Source organism: Rhizobium bangladeshense, assembly GCF_001662075.1.
In the GTDB taxonomy this organism is placed as follows: domain Bacteria; phylum Pseudomonadota; class Alphaproteobacteria; order Rhizobiales; family Rhizobiaceae; genus Rhizobium; species Rhizobium bangladeshense_B.
Map to the genome: position 1 here is coordinate 1 of NZ_LYPL01000019.1, position 19,991 is coordinate 19,991.

Sequence of the window (19,991 nt, forward strand, 5' to 3'; positions counted from 1 at the left end):
CTTGGCTATCGAACGCCGGCAGAGGTCTTTCGAAAGAAACTGCTCGCGCAGATTCGTTATGCTGGTTAGTTTGGCCGACCCCGCAAGTCGCGCTTCAACATGAACTCACACGGCTATTTAGTAATGCTGAGCGTCGCCAGATAATTTTGGACTGTGGTCACGCATTCTTGGACTGGCACCCATAATTTTGGATCCATGCTCCCTTGTGCCCTAACCACCGTTCATTTTGAGGCTCCGGAGACGCCAATCCTGACTCGATGTCGTTGCTCCATGCTCGGCTGCGCGATTTCCGTCGATTTATTTGATCGTGTCGCTACTTTTTTCGCAAGTAATAAAGATTGCGGTGCGCTGTGCTGCGTTGAAAATTAATTCAGAATATCCCACGCTGGGCATTCCTCGACCACGGCCACTGACCATCGATCTCGGCCTCGAGCGAAAAGCTCAGGAAAGTTCGAATGAGGACGATGAGCCCGAGAAGGCCGACGCTTTCCCAAGTCAGAGGAGCAATGATAGTGGCGATGATATCCGCCCCTATCAGGATTTCGAGCCCAAGCAATATCCCCCGCCCGAGATTGGCGCGATAGCGCTCATAGGCATCGCGTTGTCCGGACGAGAGCAGATCCCGGACGTATCCAGCCGTCGCCACGGCCACGCCGATCAGGATTACGCCGACCCCGAAAAATTCGAGTCCGGTTGCAAGCGGCTTCAACACGGGAGCGATCAGGTTGGCGAGACCGCTCGCTTCACTACCAATGTCCATCTCACTATCCTCTATAATAAACTGAAAAGCCCTGTCGTCCAGATTCTGTCAATTGGGTTCGGCACCTGACGTGCTGGCGAAGAGAGCAACGCCGGCGATGATGGCTGGCAGGCTAAAGGCGGCCACAGGGATGAACACGTAGCTGGCCGCTCCGGCACCGCATCCGACGGCAAACGTCAGGACAGCGGTGGCCATCTTTTTCACCCGTGCTTTTGCGACGGTGATTTCCTGGGCTTTCGAGTTGGCAAGGATATCGGCAAGATCGAGCATGATCTGTGTCGTCGTACCCGTCATCAGGGTGGTCGGCGGCGCCTTCGACAGATGGGACCGGTGAAGACCGTTCTGTATGGCCATTGCCGACACCAGTGTCATCGCAACTGCGAACGTAACGCCATTCTCGTCGCCGTGGAATGGACCATAAACAATGGCAATGACCGCTACCGCGGCGAGCAGGATCAATTTAACGACCAGCATGGGCCGGACTGGGAAGCGATTCCGGCCTTGAAGTTTCAGGCACACCAGCCGGGACGCGAAGACGACCAGGCAGAACATCGGAAGGACCAGCACCTTCGACAAGGCCCCGCCAAGGCCATGCGCCATCGTTGCGCCCAAGGTCACGAAGTTGCCTGTAACATGTGCAGTAAAAAGCCCTGAAAGAGCCAGGAAGCCGAGCGTATCAACGTAGCCGCCATTGAAACTCAGAAGGGTAGGAAGGGAGGGAAGCTTCATTTCTTGACCTCTATTTCTGTTAGGTGCCCCGACGTGCCTCTAGTTTTGACGCCAGATGCTAGCTTCAACAATTGCATCAATTGTTTCGAGTTCATTGCGCGTGGCGGCATAATGGGCTGGGCGGCCGAAGCCGCTGCTCTGCCCAAGTCATGCAGTGGCTACGTTTGATGGAGCGATATGGCTGGTTTACCGCCTTGCCAACAATAGCAGCAATCGTTTCAATTTAATTGCGGTTTTTGAAATTATCGGACGGTCGTTCGGCGGTGGCGTGGCCACCCGAGCGCAAAGCTGAGTTTAGACCGCCCAGCAGGAGCAGCCGAGTGCGCCGAAGAATCCCTTGAGGTCGGCGATCGGAAGCTTGGAGGTCCAAGCCCCGGCATGGTCATGGCCGTGCACGCCGCAATCGCTGGCGCATCCGCATGTGGAGATCGCCGTGCGGCGCAATGAGCGAGCGCCCGCCCCTTCCGGTTCGCCCCAGGCCGCGTAACCGCCGAACTTGCGGACGGGAGACCAGTCGGGCATAGCAGGCGGGATGTCGTTCTCGTCGAGCGTCTTGAAGTCGCCCGCGCCGTAGACGATCTTGCCGCCGACTATGGTCAGTTCCGACACGAGGAACGAAATTTCGTCCTCGGCGCAGGAGAAGAAGTCCTTGTCCGGAACCACCAGGTCGGCGAACTGGCCCTTCTCGATGCGGCCCTTCTTGCCCTCTTCGTTCGAGAACCATGTGACCTTTTCGGTCCACATGCGCAGCGCCGTCTCGCGATCGAGGCAGTTGGCACGCGGGTAGAGCTGCATTCCGCCGACTGTCTTGCCGGTCACCATCCAGGAGAGCGAGACCCACGGATTGTAGGAGGCGACGCGGGTGGCATCCGTACCTGCCGAGACATTCACGCCCTTGTCGAGCATGCGCTTGATCGGCGGAGTGGCTTCCGCCACTCCGTGGCCGTAGCGCTCAACGAAATATTCGCCCTGATAGGCCATCCGGTGCTGCGTGGCGATGCCGCCACCGAGTGCGGCGATTCGGTCGATCGAGCGATCCGAGATGGTTTCGGCATGGTCGAAGAACCAGTTCAGTCCTTCGAGCGGAATGTCCTTGTCGACCTTCTCGAACACATCGAGGGCGCGGGAGATGGTCTCGTCATAGGTGGCGTGGAGACGCCAGGGCCAGCGGTTCTCGACCAGAACCCGGACGACCTCTTCCAGCTCGCCTTCCATTTCCGGAGCCATTTCCGGACGGGGCTGGCGGAAGTCCTCGAAGTCGGCAGCCGAGAAGACGAGCATCTCGCCGGCACCGTTGTGACGGAAGTAGTCGTTGCCCTGCTTGTATTTGACCGATTGCGTCCAGTTCAGGAAGTCCTGTTTCTCTTCCTTGGGCTTCTGGGTGAAGAGGTTGTAGGCCAGACGCACCGTCATCTGGTTCTCATCGGAGAGCTTCTGGATGACCTCGTAGTCGTCCGGATAGTTTTGGAAGCCCCCGCCCGCATCGATCACGCCTGTCACGCCGAGGCGGTTCAGTTCGCGCATGAAGTGACGGGTCGAGTTGACCTGGTAGTCCAGAGGAAGCTTCGGCCCCTTGGCGAGCGTCGAGTACAGAATGCCCGCATTCGGCTTCGCGAGCAGCATGCCCGTCGGGTTGCCGTTGGCATCGCGCGTGATTTCGCCGCCGGGTGGGTTCGGCGTGTCCCGGCCGTAGCCGACTGTACGGAGCGCCGCACCGTTGAGCAGCGCCCGATCATAGAGATGCAGAAGGAAGACGGGTGTGTCGGGAGCGACAGCGTTGATCTCCTCGATTGTCGGCAGGCGCTTTTCCGCGAACTGATGTTCGGTGAAGCCGCCGACGACGCGAACCCATTGCGGCGCGGGCGTGATCGCCACCTGGCGCTTCAGCATGTCCATTGCATCGGCGAGCGACCGGACGCCGTCCCAGCGCAGCTCCATGTTGTAGTTCAGGCCACCGCGAACGACGTGCGTGTGGTTGTCGATCAGACCCGGCAGGACACGCTTGCCCCTGAGGTCGACGATCTTCGTGTTGGCACCAGCCAGCGCCATAATCTCGCTGTCGGATCCGACTTCGAGAAACAGGCCATCCTTGATGGCGATCGCCGTGGCGTTCGGATTGGTTCGGTCGAGGGTCGTCACGCGGCCGTTGTGGAGGATCAGGTCGGGATGCATGGTGTCTACTCCGGTCTGGTTGGGATCGGCGGCTTTCGCCGGGGAGAAGAGGTTCGAGAAAGCCAGGCTCGACGCGCCCCCAAGAAAGGATCGACGAGTCGTCATCAGCTCCGCTCCTCCGCTGTCGCCTCCGCCTGATGGGCGAGGTCGATCCGATCGCCGCCCTTCGGCAGGTGGCCGAACATGTGCGGCTTGATCTGATGAAGCCATGAAACGGCCGCCGGCTCCCTGCTCCACAAGGTCTTTGCGAAAGGGATGATCTGTTCGCCGACGAGGATGCCGAGCAGACCGACCAAGGCGATAACAGGCGGAGCCGGCGAGCGCACGTTCAGGAGGCTGTAGACGATGCCCACAAGCAGACCTGCACCGAGAGAAAGAAGATAGATTTTCACGGGATGTCCTCCACGCTTAGAGAAGGCCGCTCCGACGGGCTTATCGGAGCGGCCTGATCAGGCCGTTACTTGGCGGGGTTCGGGCCGATGCGCTTGCCATGCTTGACACGTTCCTCTGCGCCGTGAACCATCGTATAGGCGTAGTCGACGCCCATGCCGTATGCGCCGGAATGCTCCTTCACGAGGGTGGTGACAGCATCATAGGTTTCCCTGCGGGCCCAGTCGCGCTGCCACTCGAGCAGGACCTGCTGCCAGGTGACCGGGATCACGCCTGCCTGAACCATCCGGTCCATCGCGTATTTGTGTGCGTCGGAGGACGTACCGCCGGAAGCATCCGCGACCATGTAGATCTCATAATCTGGAACATCATGCAGGGCCGAGAGTGCGAAGGTGGTGTTGCAGACCTCGGTCCAGAGACCGGAGACGACGATCTTCTTGCGGCCCTCGGCGGCGTTCTTCGCCAGCGCGTCACGGACGTTCTGGTCGTCCCAGGAGTTCATCGAGGTGCGCTCGAGAATATCGTTCTCCGGGTAGACGGCAAGCAGTTCCGGAAAGGTGTTGCCCGAGAAGGATTGCGTCTCGACCGTGGTGATCGTGGTGGGGACGTTGAAGATCTTGGCGGCCTTGGCGAGGCCGACGACATTGTTCTTCAGTACCTGGCGATCGATCGACTGGACGCCGAACGCCATCTGCGGCTGCTGGTCGATGAAGATGAGCTGGCTGTTCGCGGGGGTCAGGACTTCGAGCTTGGACATTAGATTTCCTCTTCGGTTGTTTGGACCGCGAATGCGGTGGGTTATAAACTGGGCAGGGCCTGTTGGTCGGACACCATATCCTGGAACACTGCTCGTAAGGCCCTGAGTGGGTCGAAACCAATGCTTCCATTCACTGGTTGCCTCGGCTGCTGAAAGGAACGTAGTGAGGTTTGCGCTTGTGCGAAATTGGAATATTAATTGCGAATGAATTGCCTTTATCGCAATAATTACTCTGGCGTTCGGTTGACCCGCGGACGTGGCACGAAGTTGCGCTACGCGACCATTCGGTCCAAGATTTGCTCAAGATAATTTCATTCGGACAGGCGGCCCTGAGATAGTTTGCACTGTCACTGTTCACGCTATTCGGCGTGGAGCGATTTGGCTGAATTCGCTTGGGGCGAAACAGCCGATGGACAACAGGGGAGCGGCGTGTGAGCCGTGAACTGCTTGGCAGTCTGCCATTAAGTATTGACGCGACCAGATAGTGACTACGCTGTAGGCGCAGGGGTTCCATATCGCGATTACTCTGTCTTCTGCTTACTCTCAACAGCGTTGCCCACTCTGCGCCGTCTGCCCGACGATGGATCAAATCAGCCGGGGGAGATATCTTCAAAGGAGAGATGGGAGAAGCCCGTGATCGTGGAGTAACCATCCATGAATATGGACAAAGCCACTAGGGTGTGCCGGCATCATGGTCGTAGGCAGAAAACACGCCCGCAACCCAGTCTGCAAAGACCCGATACTTAACACTCGGAAACCGGCCCGCTGGCCTTACTATGTGAACAGGATAACGTGGTGGTGCCCAATCGGCCATGATTGGGACCAGGGCGCCACGGGCGATATGGGGCCGTGCCAAGAATTCAAATGTCTGCCCGATACCCAGTCCTGCCAATATTCCATGCAAATGCGCCGTCGCGTCACTGGTGGAGAGCTTGATGGGGCTGTAAATCTCGATTTTCTCATCGCCCTTAATCAGTCGAACCGGTGCAGCTTTCAGACTACGTGCATTAAAGTACTGCACGAAAATATGATCACGCTGCAGATCCGATGGCGAAGCTGGCACGCGGTGTTTTTCGAGGTACCCCGGGGTTGCGCAGGTCACTATCTCAACGCTGCATAACTTCCTCGCAACAAGAGATGCGCTGGGCAGATCGCCGGCACGAATGACGCAGTCTATGCCCTCTTCGACGATGTCGGCCTGACGTTCTGTTACACCAAGATGCAACTCGATCGCTGGATAGAGCGCGTAAAACTCTGGCAACCGAGGGATCAGAATCGCGTTCGCGAAGGTCCCTCCTACGTCAACCCGGAGTTTTCCCCTGGTGGCTAGGCGCCCACGGGTCGCCTCATTGTTCATATCGTCGAAATCCGCGATCAGGCGAATGGCGCGCTCGTAGTAAGCAACTCCCTCAGGTGTCACGGTGACTGCACGTGTCGTACGTTCGAGCAATTTGAGGCTCAAGCTTGCCTCGAGATCCTGAACAAGCTTACTCACGGTCGACCGCGGCGCACCCATCGTGTCTGCAGCCTTTGCAAAGGATCCGGCCTCGACGACGCGAACAAAAGCTCTGATCGCTCCCAATTGATCCATTGTCATCTCTCCATCGAATGCGTGTGAATGCCTTGGGGCTCAGTTATCGATCAGTTGCAAAGGGCATCAGGCGTAGTCGAATGTTTGAAGATCTTCCCTGCAAAAAGCCAGGGCGCGGCCGGGTAGACATGCGGCGTCCAAAATTCGCAATGCCATAAGTTTGTCAGGCACCCAATGGCTCGAGATTTGCCTGGATCTGATCGCGGAAAGCTTCATATCGGCCCGGTAGCTTGAGCGCTTCCCCAAGGTGAGCCGTGTCTTCGTCGCGATTGAAGCCCGGTTCATTGGTGGCGACTTCGAACAAAATGCCGCCCGGCGTGCGGAAGTAGATCGCCCAGAAATAGTCGCGGTCGATGACGGGCGTCACCTGATACCCGGTACCCATTAGCGCTTTGCGCACCTCAAGCTGCTTCTCTCGGTTATCGACCGCAAACGCGATATGGTGAACCGATCCCGCACCCTGACGCGCAAAGGGCGTTTTCGGCAGCGATGCAAGATCGATCGTATCCGCTCCGTTGCCATTAGGGATGATGAAGCGAGTCACGTCGCCCTCCTTCTCGGCGCGCTGGTAACCCATGAAGCCGAGAAGCTCTTCCGTCGCTGCGGTGTCATGCAGGCTGAAGCGAGCGCCGGCGAAACCGCGGATGGCCGCATCGTCGGGAATTCCATCCGCCGGCCATGGCGCGCGGTTGTCGTCGGCGGACTCAATCAGCGCAAGACCGTCGCCATCCGGACCCATGAAGCGAAGACGGTTGGCACCGAAGACGGTATCCCTTTCCAGACCGTCGACACCTTGAGCCGCGAAGCGATCCTGCCAGAACTTCAGCGAGCCCTTTGGAACCGAGAACTGCGTCTCACCGACCTCGCCTACACCCGGACGCCCCAGCATCATGTTGGGGAACGGGAAGTAAGTCATGACCGTCCCGGCTGAACCGCTCTCGTCGCCGTAATACAGGTGATAGACATTCGGGTCGTCGAAGTTGACAGTCTGCTTGACTCGGCGCAGGCCCAGTGTGTCGGTGAAGAAGCGGTTGTTCTGCCGTGCATCCGATGCCATTGAGGTCACGTGATGCAGTCCCTTGATATCCTTGATCATGTCGATGCCTTTCATCGGGCGTTGGTGCTTCATGTGTTGATATGAATTTAGGCTGGTTGATCCTCATCGAGAATTGCAATATTCCTTGTGATTGAATTGCCAATTCTGAAACAATGATATGAACGACTACAAAGCCCTTCGAACGTTCCTGCTTGCCGCCGAGAAGCGGAACTTTGCCCAGGTCGCCCGCGAACTGGACATGACGCCAGCAGCCGTCACACGGGCGATCGCCGCCCTCGAGGCGGAACTTGGCGTGCAGCTCTTCGTTCGCACGACAAGACAGGTATCGCTGACAACCGACGGCGCAATCTTTGCTGCGCAGATCCAGCCAGCGGTCAAGACTCTGGAGGACGCGCGGCGCGAAGTAATGAACGCACACAAGGCGGACGAGGGTCGGCTGCGTATCAGTGCGCCGACATGGTTCGGCAAGACGGTGCTGCCGCCGATCCTGTCCGGGTTCAAGGAGCGCTATCCGAAGATGAGCTTCGAGATCTCGCTGTCCGATGGATTGGTGAACATCGTCGACGACGACTACGATCTGGCGATCCGCATCTCGTCGCAGCCTTCGGACAAGTTCACGATCTGGAGGAAGATCCGGGTGGTGCCGCGCATCCTGGTCGCCGCTCCCGGAAGCAGATTCGCCGACATGCAGCACCCGAACGAACTGAAGCCCGATGACTGCCTCGCGTACAGCGGAGAAAGCCGGCGTGAGAACTGGGTGCTGTCGGACGGTGGGTCAAGCATCACGATTTCGGCTGGACGGGCCTTCAGCGCGAACAGCGGAGAGGTTCTGGCGGACATGGCCGCCGACGGCGCGGGTGTCGCGCTGCTTCCTGGATTCAACATCGCTGATCACATCAGTAGCGGTCGCCTTGTCCACGTCTTCAAGGGATGGGCACCGCCGGACCTGTGGCTGACGCTGTTTTACCCGCCCTACCAAGCCCTCCCGCCAAGGATTGCGTCATTCTCCAAGTTCTTCGAGGAGCAGGTCGCGGCAAAGATGGTCATGTTGGACTGACGCACGCAAATGCCCGTCACCATGATCTGGCACACCCGTTTCAGATTCAATCATGCTGTTGGCGTGCTCGAAGCCTAGCTGCGACTATTTGCTGTAGCTGCCACAGGTTTCGATCATAGATTTTGCGATCCGCCAGATCGGAAACCGTCCGGTGCAGGTATTCCGCGCAAGATCCGGCAGGTCCACATGCCTGGGCGATCAACCCTGCCGCCTCTTCGAGGGGAATCTTCTCCGTGAGCGGAGATTGCCTGCCGCTCGCCCAGAACGTGAGCGCCCGCCGCACACCCTTCGGTGTCTTGACCGCAACCCAACGCACCATGTCGCACACTTCGGCATACCGAATCTCTCGGGCCAGAAGAGTACGCAGATTCTCCCTCTTGGTAGTGCACGGAAGCTTGAGGACAAGACCCGAACAGCTTCCTCCTGGCCGAAGCGCGAGCATGAGACCGGGCGCGTCGGAGGTGGCCCTGAGCCGCTCGATCCTCAACGAGAACGCACGGTGCCAGCCGTAAGCGACCGCCTCTTCGCTGGCGGCCACCTCGAAGCCCGGGTTCCACATCAAGGATCCGTACGCGAACACCCATATCTCCCCGTCACCAGCCTCTTCCTCAACCCTGCTGACGAGGTCGTCGAGCTGCTCGGGCGAGATCGGATTCCAATTGGGTTCCGGTCCCTCGTCTTCGACAATTCTGATGGTCGTGGCGACGAGGTCGGGGGTAAGTTCCATGGTGGCAGGTGCGGTCGCCTGGGCGGTCGGTGTCTTTGGCATCGTGTGAACCGGTTCAACGAGTTTGCCGCCGGAGGCCAATAGCTTCCGGCGGTTCACGGAGTAGCTGCCGCCGAATTAGACAGCGGGATGGTTGATAATTGCCCGGAAGGTGATTTCGACGAGCTGCTCGGGGAAAGCCAGCGCCGAAACGCCGATTAGGTTGCTGGCGCACTGAGGCACATCCGTGCCGTACATTACTTTGCGGACCTTGGATCCGGCCGCAAACGCGCTAGGAACATCAAGTACATACAGTGTCTCTTCAACGACATCGTCGAGGGTCGCACCATATCTGGCGAGCAGAGTCTTTGCGTTGACGTAGGTCTGGCGGATCTGGCTCTCCATCTGGGAGAAATCCGCAGGCCGCTTATCCTCATCGAGTTCCGCCGGAGCGACAAGTTTGCCGTTGTCATCGTGGCTCAACTGGCCCGCGACATAGATCGTGTCATTGACCTGCACGGCCTGAACGTATCCGAAGGCGCGCTCCCAGGCGACGCCATGGTTCTCTACTTTCTTGGATGGTTTGCTGTTCGTCATGATAGATTCCTTCATTGAATGATGGTGCGCCGAGTAGGCACTCGTGGTTCATGGAGGTGACGGATGCGTGGATGACCGCACCCGCCGCCGGACCGATCAGGCCTTCACAAAGGCCAGGAGATCGGCATTCAGGACATCGGCGTTGACGGTCAGCATGCCGTGCGAGAAGCCCGGATAGGTTTTGAGTGTGCCATTCTTCAGGAGCTTGGAAGACTTCAGTGCGGAGTCTGCGATCGGCACGATCTGGTCGTCTTCGCCGTGTAGGACCAGCGTCGGCACGGTGATGGCCTTCAGGTCTTCCGTCTGGTCGGTTTCGGAGAAGGCCTTGATGCCGTCGTAATGGGCCTTTGCGCCGCCCATCATGCCCTGTCGCCACCAATTCTGGACCACGCCTTCCTGAACCGCCGCGCCATCACGATTGAAGCCGTAGAAAGGACCGGCCGGAACGTCGCGGAAGAACTGGGCACGGTTGGCGGCAAGCGCCGAACGGAAACCATCGAAGACTTCGATCGGCAGGCCTTGCGGATTGTTGTCAGTCTTCAGCATCAGCGGCGGTATGGCGGAGACGAGAACCGCCTTGGCGACGCGGCCGGCGGGCTGGCCGTGCTTCGCCACATAGCGGGCAACCTCGCCGCCACCCGTCGAGTGGCCGATATGTACGGCATTCTTCAGGTCGAGCGCTTCTGCGACGGCAAAGGCATCGGCCGCGTAATGATCCATGTCGTGACCATCGGCCACCTGAGCAGAACGGCCGTGACCGCGGCGGTCATGAGCGACAACGCGATAGCCCTTCGAAAGGAAGAACAGCATCTGTGCGTCCCAGTCGTCCGACGACAGCGGCCAGCCATGGTGGAAGACGATCGGCTGCGCGTCCTTCGGACCCCAGTCCTTGTAGAAGATTTCAACGCCGTCCTTGGTGGTTACATATGCCATTGTCTTAATTCCTTCGATTGGGTTGGTGGCGGGAGCAGCCGTGGCTGCGAAGCTGAAAGCGGGTGAAATTGCCATGGTCGCTGCGGCGGCGCCTGCGGAGAGCAGTGCGCCCCTGCGTGTCATGGAAAAAAGGTTCTGGGTCACCTCGCGCCCTGCGATTTCGTCATTGAAAACTTCAGGCGACGCTGAGTTCGTCTGACGGATGGATAATGCGGCGGGATCCACTAACCCACAATTGTGATAATGGTTTTCACTTTATTGCCAAATATGCAATAATGGGCTCAATATCGTGAGTCCTGCTTCTGACCACCGATGTGCTGGCATTGTGCACCCGTGGCTCACGCTTCTTGCCCGGCCGCAACAATCGCAGATGACCGTGCCGCGATCGGAACGGGCCAGAATCTCAAATAACAGATTTCCAACAGCGTGCACGGCAGGTCCGGGCATCGCAACCTCCTTGAGTTCGTGATCCCAAAGGAGATGGGAGCGGCGGCGAAGGTTTCCCAGATGGCGTTGCGGCCGCGAGATCGCCCGGCGCAAGCCTGTGTCGGCGGGCTGGCGGCTACGGCTGTTCCGCCATTCGCCGATTTTGCGACCATCCCTTGTCTACTATTTTTCGATGCGCTAATTTATGCAAGAATGAGTTGCATCCGTTTGTGCGTGCTCGATAGGGACGGATGGCTGCATAGCGATACCTTTCGGATGTCAACATGATCTGGAATCATCGCATTACGCGCGTCGTTGTCGGCCTGCTGCTGCTGACACTGGTGACTGTCGTCTCATTGCCGACGATTACCGGTTTTACGAGCCTTGATGGCACGGTCAATGCACGGTTTGCTGTCGTTAATGCCCCAATCGACGGCACGATTGCGGAAGAACCCCTCAAGGTCGGCAGCCCGGTCAAAGCGGGACAATCGCTCGCAGAAATCAAAAATACGCGCGTCAATCGCGCAATTCTCGCGTCGCTCGAGGCAGATCGCAACACTGCACTCGACCGTGTCGCGGCACTGAAAAAGGAACGGGAGGAGCTCTCCGCGCTTCGCGAGGAATTGTCTGCCAGATTGGAAGTCTACAGACAGACCACCATTGCCAATCTTGAACGCGAAGTCGAAATCCTCAGGAAAAAAGTCGAGGTGTCGCAAGCCCAGGATCTGGTCGCGCAGGTCGATCTGGACCGTCGGATGGCACTCAACTCAAAAGGCATTCTGACGCAGAAGCTGGTTGAGGCCGCGCGTGCCGCCGGCGCTGCGACCGGCGGCGAAGTCGAAATCAGCAATCTGACTGTCGATCAATTGGAGCAAAGGCTCAATGCGGTCCGCCAGGGTATCTTTGTCTTCGGCGACGGACAGAATGACGTGCCTTATTCGCGACAGCGTGAAGACGAGGTTGTTGTTCGCATCAACGACTTGAACTCACGCATAGCGGAGAATGAGACACGAGCCGGCGAAGTCCAAAAGCAGTTGCTCGAAGAGAGAAACCGCGTCGGCAGCCTTGAATCCGCAACCGCAATCGCGCCGTTCGACGGCATTGTTTGGAGCAGGAGTATCGTCAACGGTTCCAACGTCGTGCTGAACAACGAACTGATGCGGCTGCTCGACTGCCGGGAGCTGTTTGTGGATATCCTTGTTCCTGAAGTCAATTACGACGAGATCTATCCGGGACTTATCGCGCAGGTGCGCTTGTTTGGCCGCAGCGATATTTTCCAAGGTACGGTCGTCTCTGTCAGAGGCAGTTCAGCTTCGGTCGAGACCGATTCCTTTGCCGCCAGTTTGCCGCCGTCGACACAGCGCAATGCCCGCATTCGGGTTCGCCTCGATCCATCCTTCATGAACGACGACTTTGCGAACTTCTGCCAGGTGGGGCGCACGGTGCAGGTACGGTTTTCCAAGCGCGGCATCAACGTATCCAACTGGGTTAAAAGCCTGTGGTTCAGTATCTTGTAGCACTGGTTCCGACCTTTGTCGTTTTGGCCTTCTTTTTCCTGGGCCCGTTCAATTGGTCGCGCCATCACACCTGGACAAGGGCGGTGACCTGCGCGTTTGTCGCAGCATTCGCATTGCGATACATGTTCTGGCGCTTGACGGAGACAGTGCTTCCCTATCCCAGCGACGGTCCAAGCTTCTACTGGGTCTGGACCCTCTTTGTCGTTGAGGTTCTCGCCTGCGTCGAAGTCATCCTTTTTCTTGTATTGATGAGCCGCCATGTCGACCGGAGCGCAGAAGCGGACAGGTTGGGTCGTGTTTTCTTCGCGCGCGACAAGCGTGAACTGCCGACTGTCGATGTATTCATTCCCACCTATAACGAGCCGCTCGACGTGCTCGAGCGAACCATCATCGGCGCCCGCGCGCTGGATTATCCTGCCGACAAACTGAATGTGTATGTGCTTGACGACCAACGCCGGGACTGGCTGAAGGCCTATTGCGAAGAAAAGAACGTCATCCACGTCACGCGCGGCGACAACAGTCATGCCAAAGCAGGCAATATGAACAATGGGCTGAAGGTCAGCTCGGGCGAGCTCATTGCGATCTTCGACGCCGATTTTGTGCCCTATCGCCATTTCCTTCGCCGGACGCTGCCTTTCTTTAGCGATGACAGCATCGGCATCGTCCAGACGCCTCAACATTTCTTCAATGTCGATCCGGTGCAATCAAACCTGGGCCTGGAGAATATCTGGCCGGACGAGCAGCGCTTGTTCTTCGACGAGATCGCCCCCAGCCGGGACGCCTGGGACGTCAGTTTCTGCTGCGGCTCATGCTCGATCGCCCGCCGCGAGGCTGTCGACGCAATAGGCGGATTTCCGACGGAATCGATCACGGAAGACCTGCTGACAACTCTTTCGATGCTGAACAAAGGCTACAAGACCCGCTACCTGAACGAGCGGCTGTCGATGGGACTGGCAGCCGAAAACCTGACCGGTTATTTTGTACAGCGCGAACGGTGGTGTCAGGGGGGTATTCAAACCCTCTACCTGTACAACGGCCCGCTGCGCGGCCCGGGATTGACGCTCTTTCAACGGATCATGTTCCTGCCGGCATCATGGCTGGTGCAGTATCTGGTCCGCTTCACGATCTTGCTCGTCCCCATCGTCTATCTCTGGTTCGGCCTGCTCCCGCTCTATTTCACCGATATAGCCGATTATGTCTCGCATCAGGTGCCGCTGCTGGCGGCGTATTTTCTGCTCATGCTGTGGATCACGCCGACGCGCTATCTGCCAGTGGTTTCCAGCGCCGTCGGGACCTTCGCGACATTCCGCATGCTGCCGACCGTGGTCTCCAGCCTGGTGAGACCATTCGGCAAGCCGTTCAGGGTGACGCCAAAGGGCAGTGGCAACGAGGCGAACCAGTTCGACCGCTACAGCTTCGCCTGGATCGCAAGCATAATGACGATCACCGTCTTCGGTCTGCTGCTCAACATCGTACCGGAAACGTCGCATGTACAAGGCCAGTTTTCGCCGGTCGCGGCCTGCTGGTCAGGGATCAATATCCTCGTCCTGCTCATCGCGTCGCTCATCTGCTTTGAGAAACCCCGGCGGCTGTTTCATGCGTTCAAGCTCGATGAACCCGCTGTCGTCGACGATGTCCCCGGCCAAATCGTCAGTCTGGCACTGGACAAGGCGGTCGTTGCAGTCCCCAGCATGGCCAGATTTCAATCCAAATCGGTGACGCTGAAATTCGCCGGCTTCGCTCCGATCAAGGCAGAGCTCCGACAGGTCACCCAACGACGAAGCAGCATCAGTCGCAGCGGCGACAAGCAAGCCTATTACCTGCACCTCTATTTCGACCTCAGCGGCGCTGCTCGCGACAGCATGATTATCAAACTCTACACCGGTCAATATTCGCGCGACATTCGCGACATCGACAAGGTTGCCGTCTCCATTAATCTGCTGTTGCGGTCATTCGGGCGAACGCGCACGTTGTAGCCCGGCGCATGACAGCGGTGTTGCTCTGGCCAACGGTCGCACGAACGCTGAGAGCCCAACGTAACTGGCCAATGGGTCGTGACGACCAGATTCGCCTGTAGCGTGGCAGATTCCAATTTCAAATGCACGCCGCCCGCAACCTGACTGGCCGGTCCTAATCTGTGGCAAAAGAGCCAAAGACCTTTCGGCTGCTCATGCCCTTTCACAAATGCACCGAACCTTTATGCTATCGTCATGAGACAGATGAGAGACGCTGCGATGACACGGTCACGACAGGGCGAACTGCGCGAAAGGATCACGATCCTCGGCGACGTCAATGCCGAGTCGTTCGTCCCCTGGATTCACCGTCATGCCGAGAAGCTCGGCCTTTCGCAGCATTTTTTTTACGCCGGCGCTGACCGCATCGAACTTGAGGTCGCAGGGCCTGTGGAGCTGATCGACATGCTGGAAATGGGATGCTCGCTCGGGCCGATCGATGTCTGGGTCGACGAGATTCAGCGCAGGATTGTAGATCCTGCCGACACACTTCAAATCCCGCGGCATTGCTCCATGCACTTTATTTAATCATTATTGCCAATGCGATTTTTTTATGCAAGCCTCTCTAGGAAGCTGAGATTGCAACCTCGGCAGCAGTTAGCCAGCGGCCCTAACGCATTGGTAAAATTGAGGAAGTAAAAGGTCATGCTCTCTGATACGACCGGCACGTGGACGCCGGTCGCCCTTTCTGCAGATCTGCCGCCGGCAACCGTCATACCGGCATGGACGCCGGCGGGACCAATCGCACTTTGGCGCAGTCAGTCCCGGCGCCTATCGGCATCGTCCGATCGCTGCCCGCATCGTGGAATGCGGTTGTCTCATGGCTTCGTACGAGGCGATGCTCTCTCGTGCATCTATCATGGCTGGAGCTATTCTCCGACGGGACGATGCATCCGTATCCCCGCTCATCCCGATCTTGTCCCGCCGGAAACCATCCGTGTGGCGGTTCAGCAGGTCGAAGAACAAGGCGGCATCATCTGGGTAGCGGTCGGAGAACCGGCTGTCGGACCGCCACCCCTCGACCATCTCGTTCCACTTCGTTCGCTGACGCTGGAGGCCGATATTGCCGCAATCGAAGCGGCGGCCGGCGGACAAGTTGGTGCGGACGGGCTAATCCGCATTGTCGATTATCCTTGGATCCGGCTGTTGCCTGCGGCGCAGACTGACCGCACGCTCGTTCACGTCCTTGTCGAGCAGGGCCGCAGTGTTGCGGATCGGCTCGTGGCGTCGCGCATCGCCGAGACAGTTCGCCGCGGGGCGGAAACAGGCCGGAAGGATGCCGCATGACAGGGGCAGGCGCGATGATCGATGAATGGTACCCGGTCGGCCTCTTCAGCCAGCTCACCAAGGCGGGAAGCAAAACCGCTTTGATGGGCGAGCCGATAGAGGTGACGCGCACGCCGGACGGCGCCGCGCGCGTTACATCGAGCGATGGACGCGCCCTGCCCGTTCGCGTTCGCTACGGCCATGTCTGGTCCTCCCTCGGTAACCCCGCCAAGGAGCTGTTTGCCATTCCCGAGGCGGATCAGCCCGGCCGCCGCTTCGTCGATGTCGGCGTCGTGCGGGTACGCTGTTCTCCTCTGAGAGCGGTCGAGAACTTCCTCGACATCGCGCATTTTCCCTTCGTCCATACGGATATACTCGGCGCCGAGCCGCACACCGAAGTCGAAAGTTACAAGGTCGAGATCCGCGAGGATGAAGTCTGGGCGACGCAGGTGAAATTCTACCAGCCGCAGGCCGCAAAATCAGCGACCGGCGGGATAACCACCGAATATATGTACCGCGTGCCGGCTCCGACCTGCTCGGTACTCTACAAGACCTGCCCTCCCCGCCCGAAGGAATGGGATGTCATTACACTGTTCGTCCAGCCGCTTGCGGAAGATCTTTGCGACGTGTGGCCGTGGATGGCCCTCTTCGACGACGTCACGCCAATGACAGACCTCATCCATTTTCAGCAGATGATTTTTCTGCAGGATCGGTCGATCCTCGAAAACCAGATCCCGGCGCTTCTGCCGCTCGATCCCGGCATGGAAATTCCGACCCGGGCCGACATGACATCGATCGCTTACCGGCGCTGGCTAAAGCGCCATAACTATCTCTATGGCGCGCAGCTGGTCGCACAATGAAGCTCTACGACTACATCCTCTCGCCGAGCTGCTACAAGATCCGCCTGATGGCTGCGATCCTCGACGTCAAGCTGGACATCCGGCCGGTCGACTTCCATCCCGGCGCCGAGCATCGCGGCCCTGAACTTCTGGCCCTCAATCCGGCAGGCTCCATCCCGATCCTTGAGGATGGCGACCTTGTCCTGACTGAATCTTCAGCCATCCTTGCCTATCTCGCCGCTCTGAGCGGGCCGGAATGGTTGGGCGCCAGCGCGCCGCAGGAGACGGCGCGTCTGCAGCAATGGCTTTCTTTTTCGCATCGGCTGACGGCCAATCTTGGCGGGGCACGGCTGCATCAGATGCTTCTGCGCCCCGGCAACATCGAAGCCCTACAGGCACAAGGGATTGCTGCGCTGCGCGAGCTGGAGGCGGGTCTTTTCGAGCAGCGGCTCCGCGGAACTCGGTTCCTGGTATCGGACCGCGCGACCATCGCCGACATCGCCTGCTTCCCCTATGTGGCGCTGGCGCCAGATGGCGGCATATCGCTCGATCCCTATCCGAACATCCGGCTCTGGCTGCGGGCCATCCGCAGCCTTGAGGGTTTCATCGAAATGCCCGGCATCCACCGCCTGCACGAGTTGAAGCCCGATCCTCATCCGGCCGGTTTGGAGAAGTGAGATGGCCGGCTACCTCCTGAAAAACTGCGCAGCCATTATTGTCGACGAAGGCAATGGGCCAACCGTGCGCCGCAATGCGGATCTGCTGACCAATGGTCCGGCAATCCAGGCGATCGGCGCGAACCTGCCGCAAGAGGCGGTGCCGGCCGATACGATCATCCAGGATGCATCCGGCTGGTTTGTCTATCCGGGTCTCGTCAACACCCATCACCACTTCTTCCAATGCTTCGTGCGCAACCGGGCCGATCTAGACTGGACGAAGCTCTCCGTGATCGAATGGCTCGACCGGATTTATCCGATCTTCTCGCGGCTGAACGAGGATTGCTTCTACCATTCCTCGGTCACGGCGATGGCCGAGATGATCAAGCATGGCTGTACCACGGCCTTCGACCATCAATATTGCTTCCCCCGGCACGCCGGAAAGCGCCTGATCGATCGCCAGTTCGAGGCGGCCGAACTTCTCGGCATGCGTTTCCACGCAGGACGCGGCGGCAACACGCTGCCGAAGTCCGAGGGCTCAACGATCCCGGACACCATGCTGGAAACGACGGATGAATTCATCGCCGATTGCGCCCGGCTGATCGACAGCTATCACGATGCCGACGCCTTCAGCATGCGGCAGGTGGTCGTCGCCCCCTGCCAGCCGGTCAATTGCTATCGCGAGACCTTCGTCGAGTCGGTCGCGCTCGCTCGTGATCGCGGCGTCCAACTGCACACGCATGTCGGTGAAGGCGAAAGCCCCGTCATCGAGGCGCGGTACGGGATGCGTACGGTCGACTACTGCGCCGAAATCGGCTTTGCCGGGCCTGACACCTATTATGCTCACTGCTGGGAGCTGACACACGACGAATTGCGCAAGATGGCGGCAAGCGGCACGGGTGTCTCGCATTGCCCGGAGCCTGTCTATCTGGTCGGCGCCGAAGTGACGGACATTTCTGCGATGTCGAATTTCGGCCTGCGCATCGGGCTCGGTTGCGACGGTGCGGCTTCAAACGACAACTCCAACCTCATGCACTGCATCCACTCTGCCTATATGCTGCAATGCCTGACGGCATCGACGCGGGCCCATCCGGTTCCCGCGCCCGTGGATTTCCTGAACTATGCGACCGCGGGCGGCGCAAGTCTGCTAGGTCGCAGCGATATCGGCCGGCTTGCTCCCGGCATGGCCGCCGACCTCTTTGCGATCGATACGAGGCGGATGGATTATGTCGGCACGCGCCACGATCCGTTGAGCCTCATTGCCAAGGTCGGGATCGGCATGCCGACCGATCTGACCATGATCAACGGGCGCGTCGTCTGGCAGGCCGGCGAATTTATCGGGCTCGATGAGGCCAAGCTTTTCGCCGCCGCGGAAGCGGCGCTCGAGACAGTGAAATTCTGAAAACCAAAAGAGGGAACTGATATGTCCAACGATCTCACCCGCAGAACACTCATGAAGAGCGCGGCGGCTGCCGGTCTCGCGACGGCTTTTGCCGGCCGCTCCGTGGCTGCCGCCGACGAACCGCTCGGCATTGCCCTCGTCGTTCCCTCGCCGGTCGGCGATGTCGGCTGGGGCCATGCACTTGCCGCTGGCCTCGACCCGATCAAGGCAGCTTACGGGGACAAGGTGAAGGTCACGATTATCGAAAACATCGCCGAAGGCCCGGACGCAGACCGCATCATGAACAAGACGGTCGCCGACGGAAACCATTTCCTGATCGCCGGCTCCTTCGGTTATCAGAACGGCGCGCTACAGATTGCCCGTCGTAATCCAAAGGTGACCGTGCTGCATGCTTCAGGCTTCCAGGTCGCGCCGAATTTCTCGCCCTTCGCCGCCAAATATTTCCAGGGAACTTATCTGCTCGGCATGGCCGCGGCGGCCGTTTCCAAGACAGGCAAGCTGGGCTCCGTTTCGGCCTTCGCCATTCCCGAGCTGATCACCTCCGTCAATGCTTTCACGCTCGGCGCGCAGGCCGTCAAGCCCGATGTCGAAGTATCGGTCGTCTGGGTCAATTCCTGGTTCGATCCGGCCAAGGAGCAGGAAGCCGCCAAGGCGCTGATCTCGCAAGGCTGCGACGTGATCTTCTCGAATGCGCAGGATACGCCTTCGGTGATCTCGGCCTGCGAGGACGCCGGCATTTATGCCTTCAATCTAAATTCCTCGATGAAGAAATATGCCGAGAAGACCTATCTCGGCTGCGTCGCCACTGACTGGTCGCCGTTTTTCAAGGCTTCGGTCGACGCGCATCTTGCCGGCACCTTCAAAGGCGCCAGTACCTTCCTCGGCGTTGCCGACAAGGTGGTCGAGGTCGTCGACTGGAACCCGGCGATTCCGGCCGATACGATGACCAAGATCAAGGAAATCGAGGCCAAGATTGCCGAAGGCAGCTTCTCGCCATTCACCGGCCCGATCACCAAGGCTGACGGCAGTGAAGGCGTCGCTTCCGGTGCCACGCTGACGGACGCTGAGATCGTCGCCATGAATTGGCACGTCAAGGGCGTGACGACGCCGTTGCCGAAGTAAGC

Annotated in this window: 20 protein-coding genes; 10 read left to right on the top strand and 10 right to left on the bottom strand. The window is 58.9% G+C overall.

The genetic code is table 11. From position 1 onward, the window contains the following. Positions 1-370 precede the first annotated feature (370 nt). The 7 genes from A7X77_RS27435 to A7X77_RS27465 all read right to left on the bottom strand — a co-directional run bounded on the left by A7X77_RS27435 (position 371) and on the right by A7X77_RS27465 (position 7,495). Positions 371-760, bottom strand: coding sequence for a DUF1622 domain-containing protein (locus tag A7X77_RS27435; RefSeq protein WP_064685998.1), 390 nt, complete (start codon positions 758-760; stop codon positions 371-373). Between the two features lie 48 nt (positions 761-808). Further along, a complete protein-coding gene (locus A7X77_RS27440; protein ID WP_064685999.1) occupies positions 809-1,489 on the bottom strand; it encodes a YoaK family protein in 681 nt (226 codons plus the stop codon). Positions 1,490-1,783: 294 nt separating this feature from the next. Continuing rightward, positions 1,784-3,766 carry an amidohydrolase gene (locus A7X77_RS27445; RefSeq protein WP_064686000.1) on the bottom strand — a complete coding sequence of 661 codons (1,983 nt, stop codon included), beginning with the start codon at positions 3,764-3,766 and terminating at the stop codon, positions 1,784-1,786. Further along, positions 3,766-4,053 (bottom strand): XapX domain-containing protein, encoded by a 288-nt coding sequence (locus A7X77_RS27450; RefSeq protein WP_064686001.1) that lies wholly within the window; start codon positions 4,051-4,053, stop codon positions 3,766-3,768. The genes A7X77_RS27445 and A7X77_RS27450 overlap by 1 nt, the downstream gene beginning before the upstream one ends. Positions 4,054-4,118: 65 nt before the next feature. Further along, positions 4,119-4,808: a hydrolase gene (locus A7X77_RS27455; RefSeq protein ID WP_037118424.1), complete on the bottom strand. Its 690-nt coding sequence runs from the start codon at positions 4,806-4,808 to the stop codon at positions 4,119-4,121. Between the two features lie 673 nt (positions 4,809-5,481). Continuing rightward, positions 5,482-6,399, bottom strand: a complete 918-nt coding sequence (locus tag A7X77_RS27460; RefSeq protein ID WP_064686002.1) for a LysR family transcriptional regulator — start codon at positions 6,397-6,399, stop codon at positions 5,482-5,484. Positions 6,400-6,562: 163 nt separating this feature from the next. Next, complete coding sequence (locus A7X77_RS27465; RefSeq protein ID WP_064686089.1) at positions 6,563-7,495, bottom strand: VOC family protein; 933 nt, start codon at positions 7,493-7,495, stop codon at positions 6,563-6,565. 118 nt (positions 7,496-7,613) lie between these two features. Here A7X77_RS27465 and A7X77_RS27470 point away from each other — a divergent pair, with 118 nt between their 5' ends. Next, a complete protein-coding gene (locus A7X77_RS27470) occupies positions 7,614-8,513 on the top strand; it encodes a LysR family transcriptional regulator (RefSeq protein WP_064686003.1) in 900 nt (299 codons plus the stop codon). Positions 8,514-8,559: 46 nt separating this feature from the next. On the opposite strand, the gene A7X77_RS27475 is transcribed toward A7X77_RS27470, so the two are convergent. The 3 genes from A7X77_RS27475 to A7X77_RS27485 form a co-directional block, all read right to left on the bottom strand. After that, complete coding sequence (locus A7X77_RS27475; protein ID WP_064686004.1) at positions 8,560-9,282, bottom strand: gamma-glutamylcyclotransferase; 723 nt, start codon at positions 9,280-9,282, stop codon at positions 8,560-8,562. A gap of 75 nt (positions 9,283-9,357) precedes the next feature. Continuing rightward, a complete protein-coding gene (locus A7X77_RS27480) occupies positions 9,358-9,816 on the bottom strand; it encodes a RidA family protein (protein ID WP_064686090.1) in 459 nt (152 codons plus the stop codon). Positions 9,817-9,912: 96 nt separating this feature from the next. Further along, positions 9,913-10,749 (bottom strand): alpha/beta fold hydrolase, encoded by an 837-nt coding sequence (locus A7X77_RS27485; RefSeq protein ID WP_245293801.1) that lies wholly within the window; start codon positions 10,747-10,749, stop codon positions 9,913-9,915. 40 nt (positions 10,750-10,789) lie between these two features. On the opposite strand from A7X77_RS27485, the gene A7X77_RS34110 reads away from it, so the two are divergent. The 9 genes from A7X77_RS34110 to A7X77_RS27525 all read left to right on the top strand — a co-directional run bounded on the left by A7X77_RS34110 (position 10,790) and on the right by A7X77_RS27525 (position 19,989). Further along, entirely contained in the window at positions 10,790-10,948 is a 159-nt protein-coding gene (locus A7X77_RS34110) for a hypothetical protein (RefSeq protein WP_245293802.1), read from the top strand. Positions 10,949-11,459: 511 nt separating this feature from the next. Beyond that, the gene (locus tag A7X77_RS27490; RefSeq protein WP_064686005.1) at positions 11,460-12,692 is read left to right on the top strand and encodes an HlyD family secretion protein; all 1,233 of its coding nucleotides are present in this window, start codon (positions 11,460-11,462) and stop codon (positions 12,690-12,692) included. After that, positions 12,674-14,668, top strand: coding sequence for a glycosyltransferase (locus A7X77_RS27495; RefSeq protein ID WP_064686006.1), 1,995 nt, complete (start codon positions 12,674-12,676; stop codon positions 14,666-14,668). The genes A7X77_RS27490 and A7X77_RS27495 overlap by 19 nt, the downstream gene beginning before the upstream one ends. 258 nt (positions 14,669-14,926) lie before the next feature. Beyond that, complete coding sequence (locus A7X77_RS27500; RefSeq protein ID WP_064686007.1) at positions 14,927-15,232, top strand: hypothetical protein; 306 nt, start codon at positions 14,927-14,929, stop codon at positions 15,230-15,232. 117 nt (positions 15,233-15,349) lie between these two features. Continuing rightward, positions 15,350-15,991 (top strand): Rieske 2Fe-2S domain-containing protein, encoded by a 642-nt coding sequence (locus A7X77_RS27505; RefSeq protein ID WP_064686008.1) that lies wholly within the window; start codon positions 15,350-15,352, stop codon positions 15,989-15,991. Further along, on the top strand, positions 15,988-16,830 hold the full coding sequence (locus A7X77_RS27510; protein WP_064686009.1) for an aromatic ring-hydroxylating oxygenase subunit alpha: 843 nt from the start codon (positions 15,988-15,990) through the stop codon (positions 16,828-16,830). Before A7X77_RS27505 ends, A7X77_RS27510 begins: the two co-directional genes overlap by 4 nt. After that, positions 16,827-17,486 (top strand): glutathione S-transferase family protein, encoded by a 660-nt coding sequence (locus A7X77_RS27515; protein WP_064686010.1) that lies wholly within the window; start codon positions 16,827-16,829, stop codon positions 17,484-17,486. The genes A7X77_RS27510 and A7X77_RS27515 overlap by 4 nt, the downstream gene beginning before the upstream one ends. Position 17,487: 1 nt before the next feature. After that, positions 17,488-18,867, top strand: coding sequence for an amidohydrolase (locus A7X77_RS27520; protein ID WP_064686011.1), 1,380 nt, complete (start codon positions 17,488-17,490; stop codon positions 18,865-18,867). 21 nt (positions 18,868-18,888) lie between these two features. After that, positions 18,889-19,989 carry a BMP family ABC transporter substrate-binding protein gene (locus tag A7X77_RS27525; RefSeq protein WP_064686012.1) on the top strand — a complete coding sequence of 367 codons (1,101 nt, stop codon included), beginning with the start codon at positions 18,889-18,891 and terminating at the stop codon, positions 19,987-19,989. The last annotated feature ends 2 nt before the right edge of the window (positions 19,990-19,991 follow it).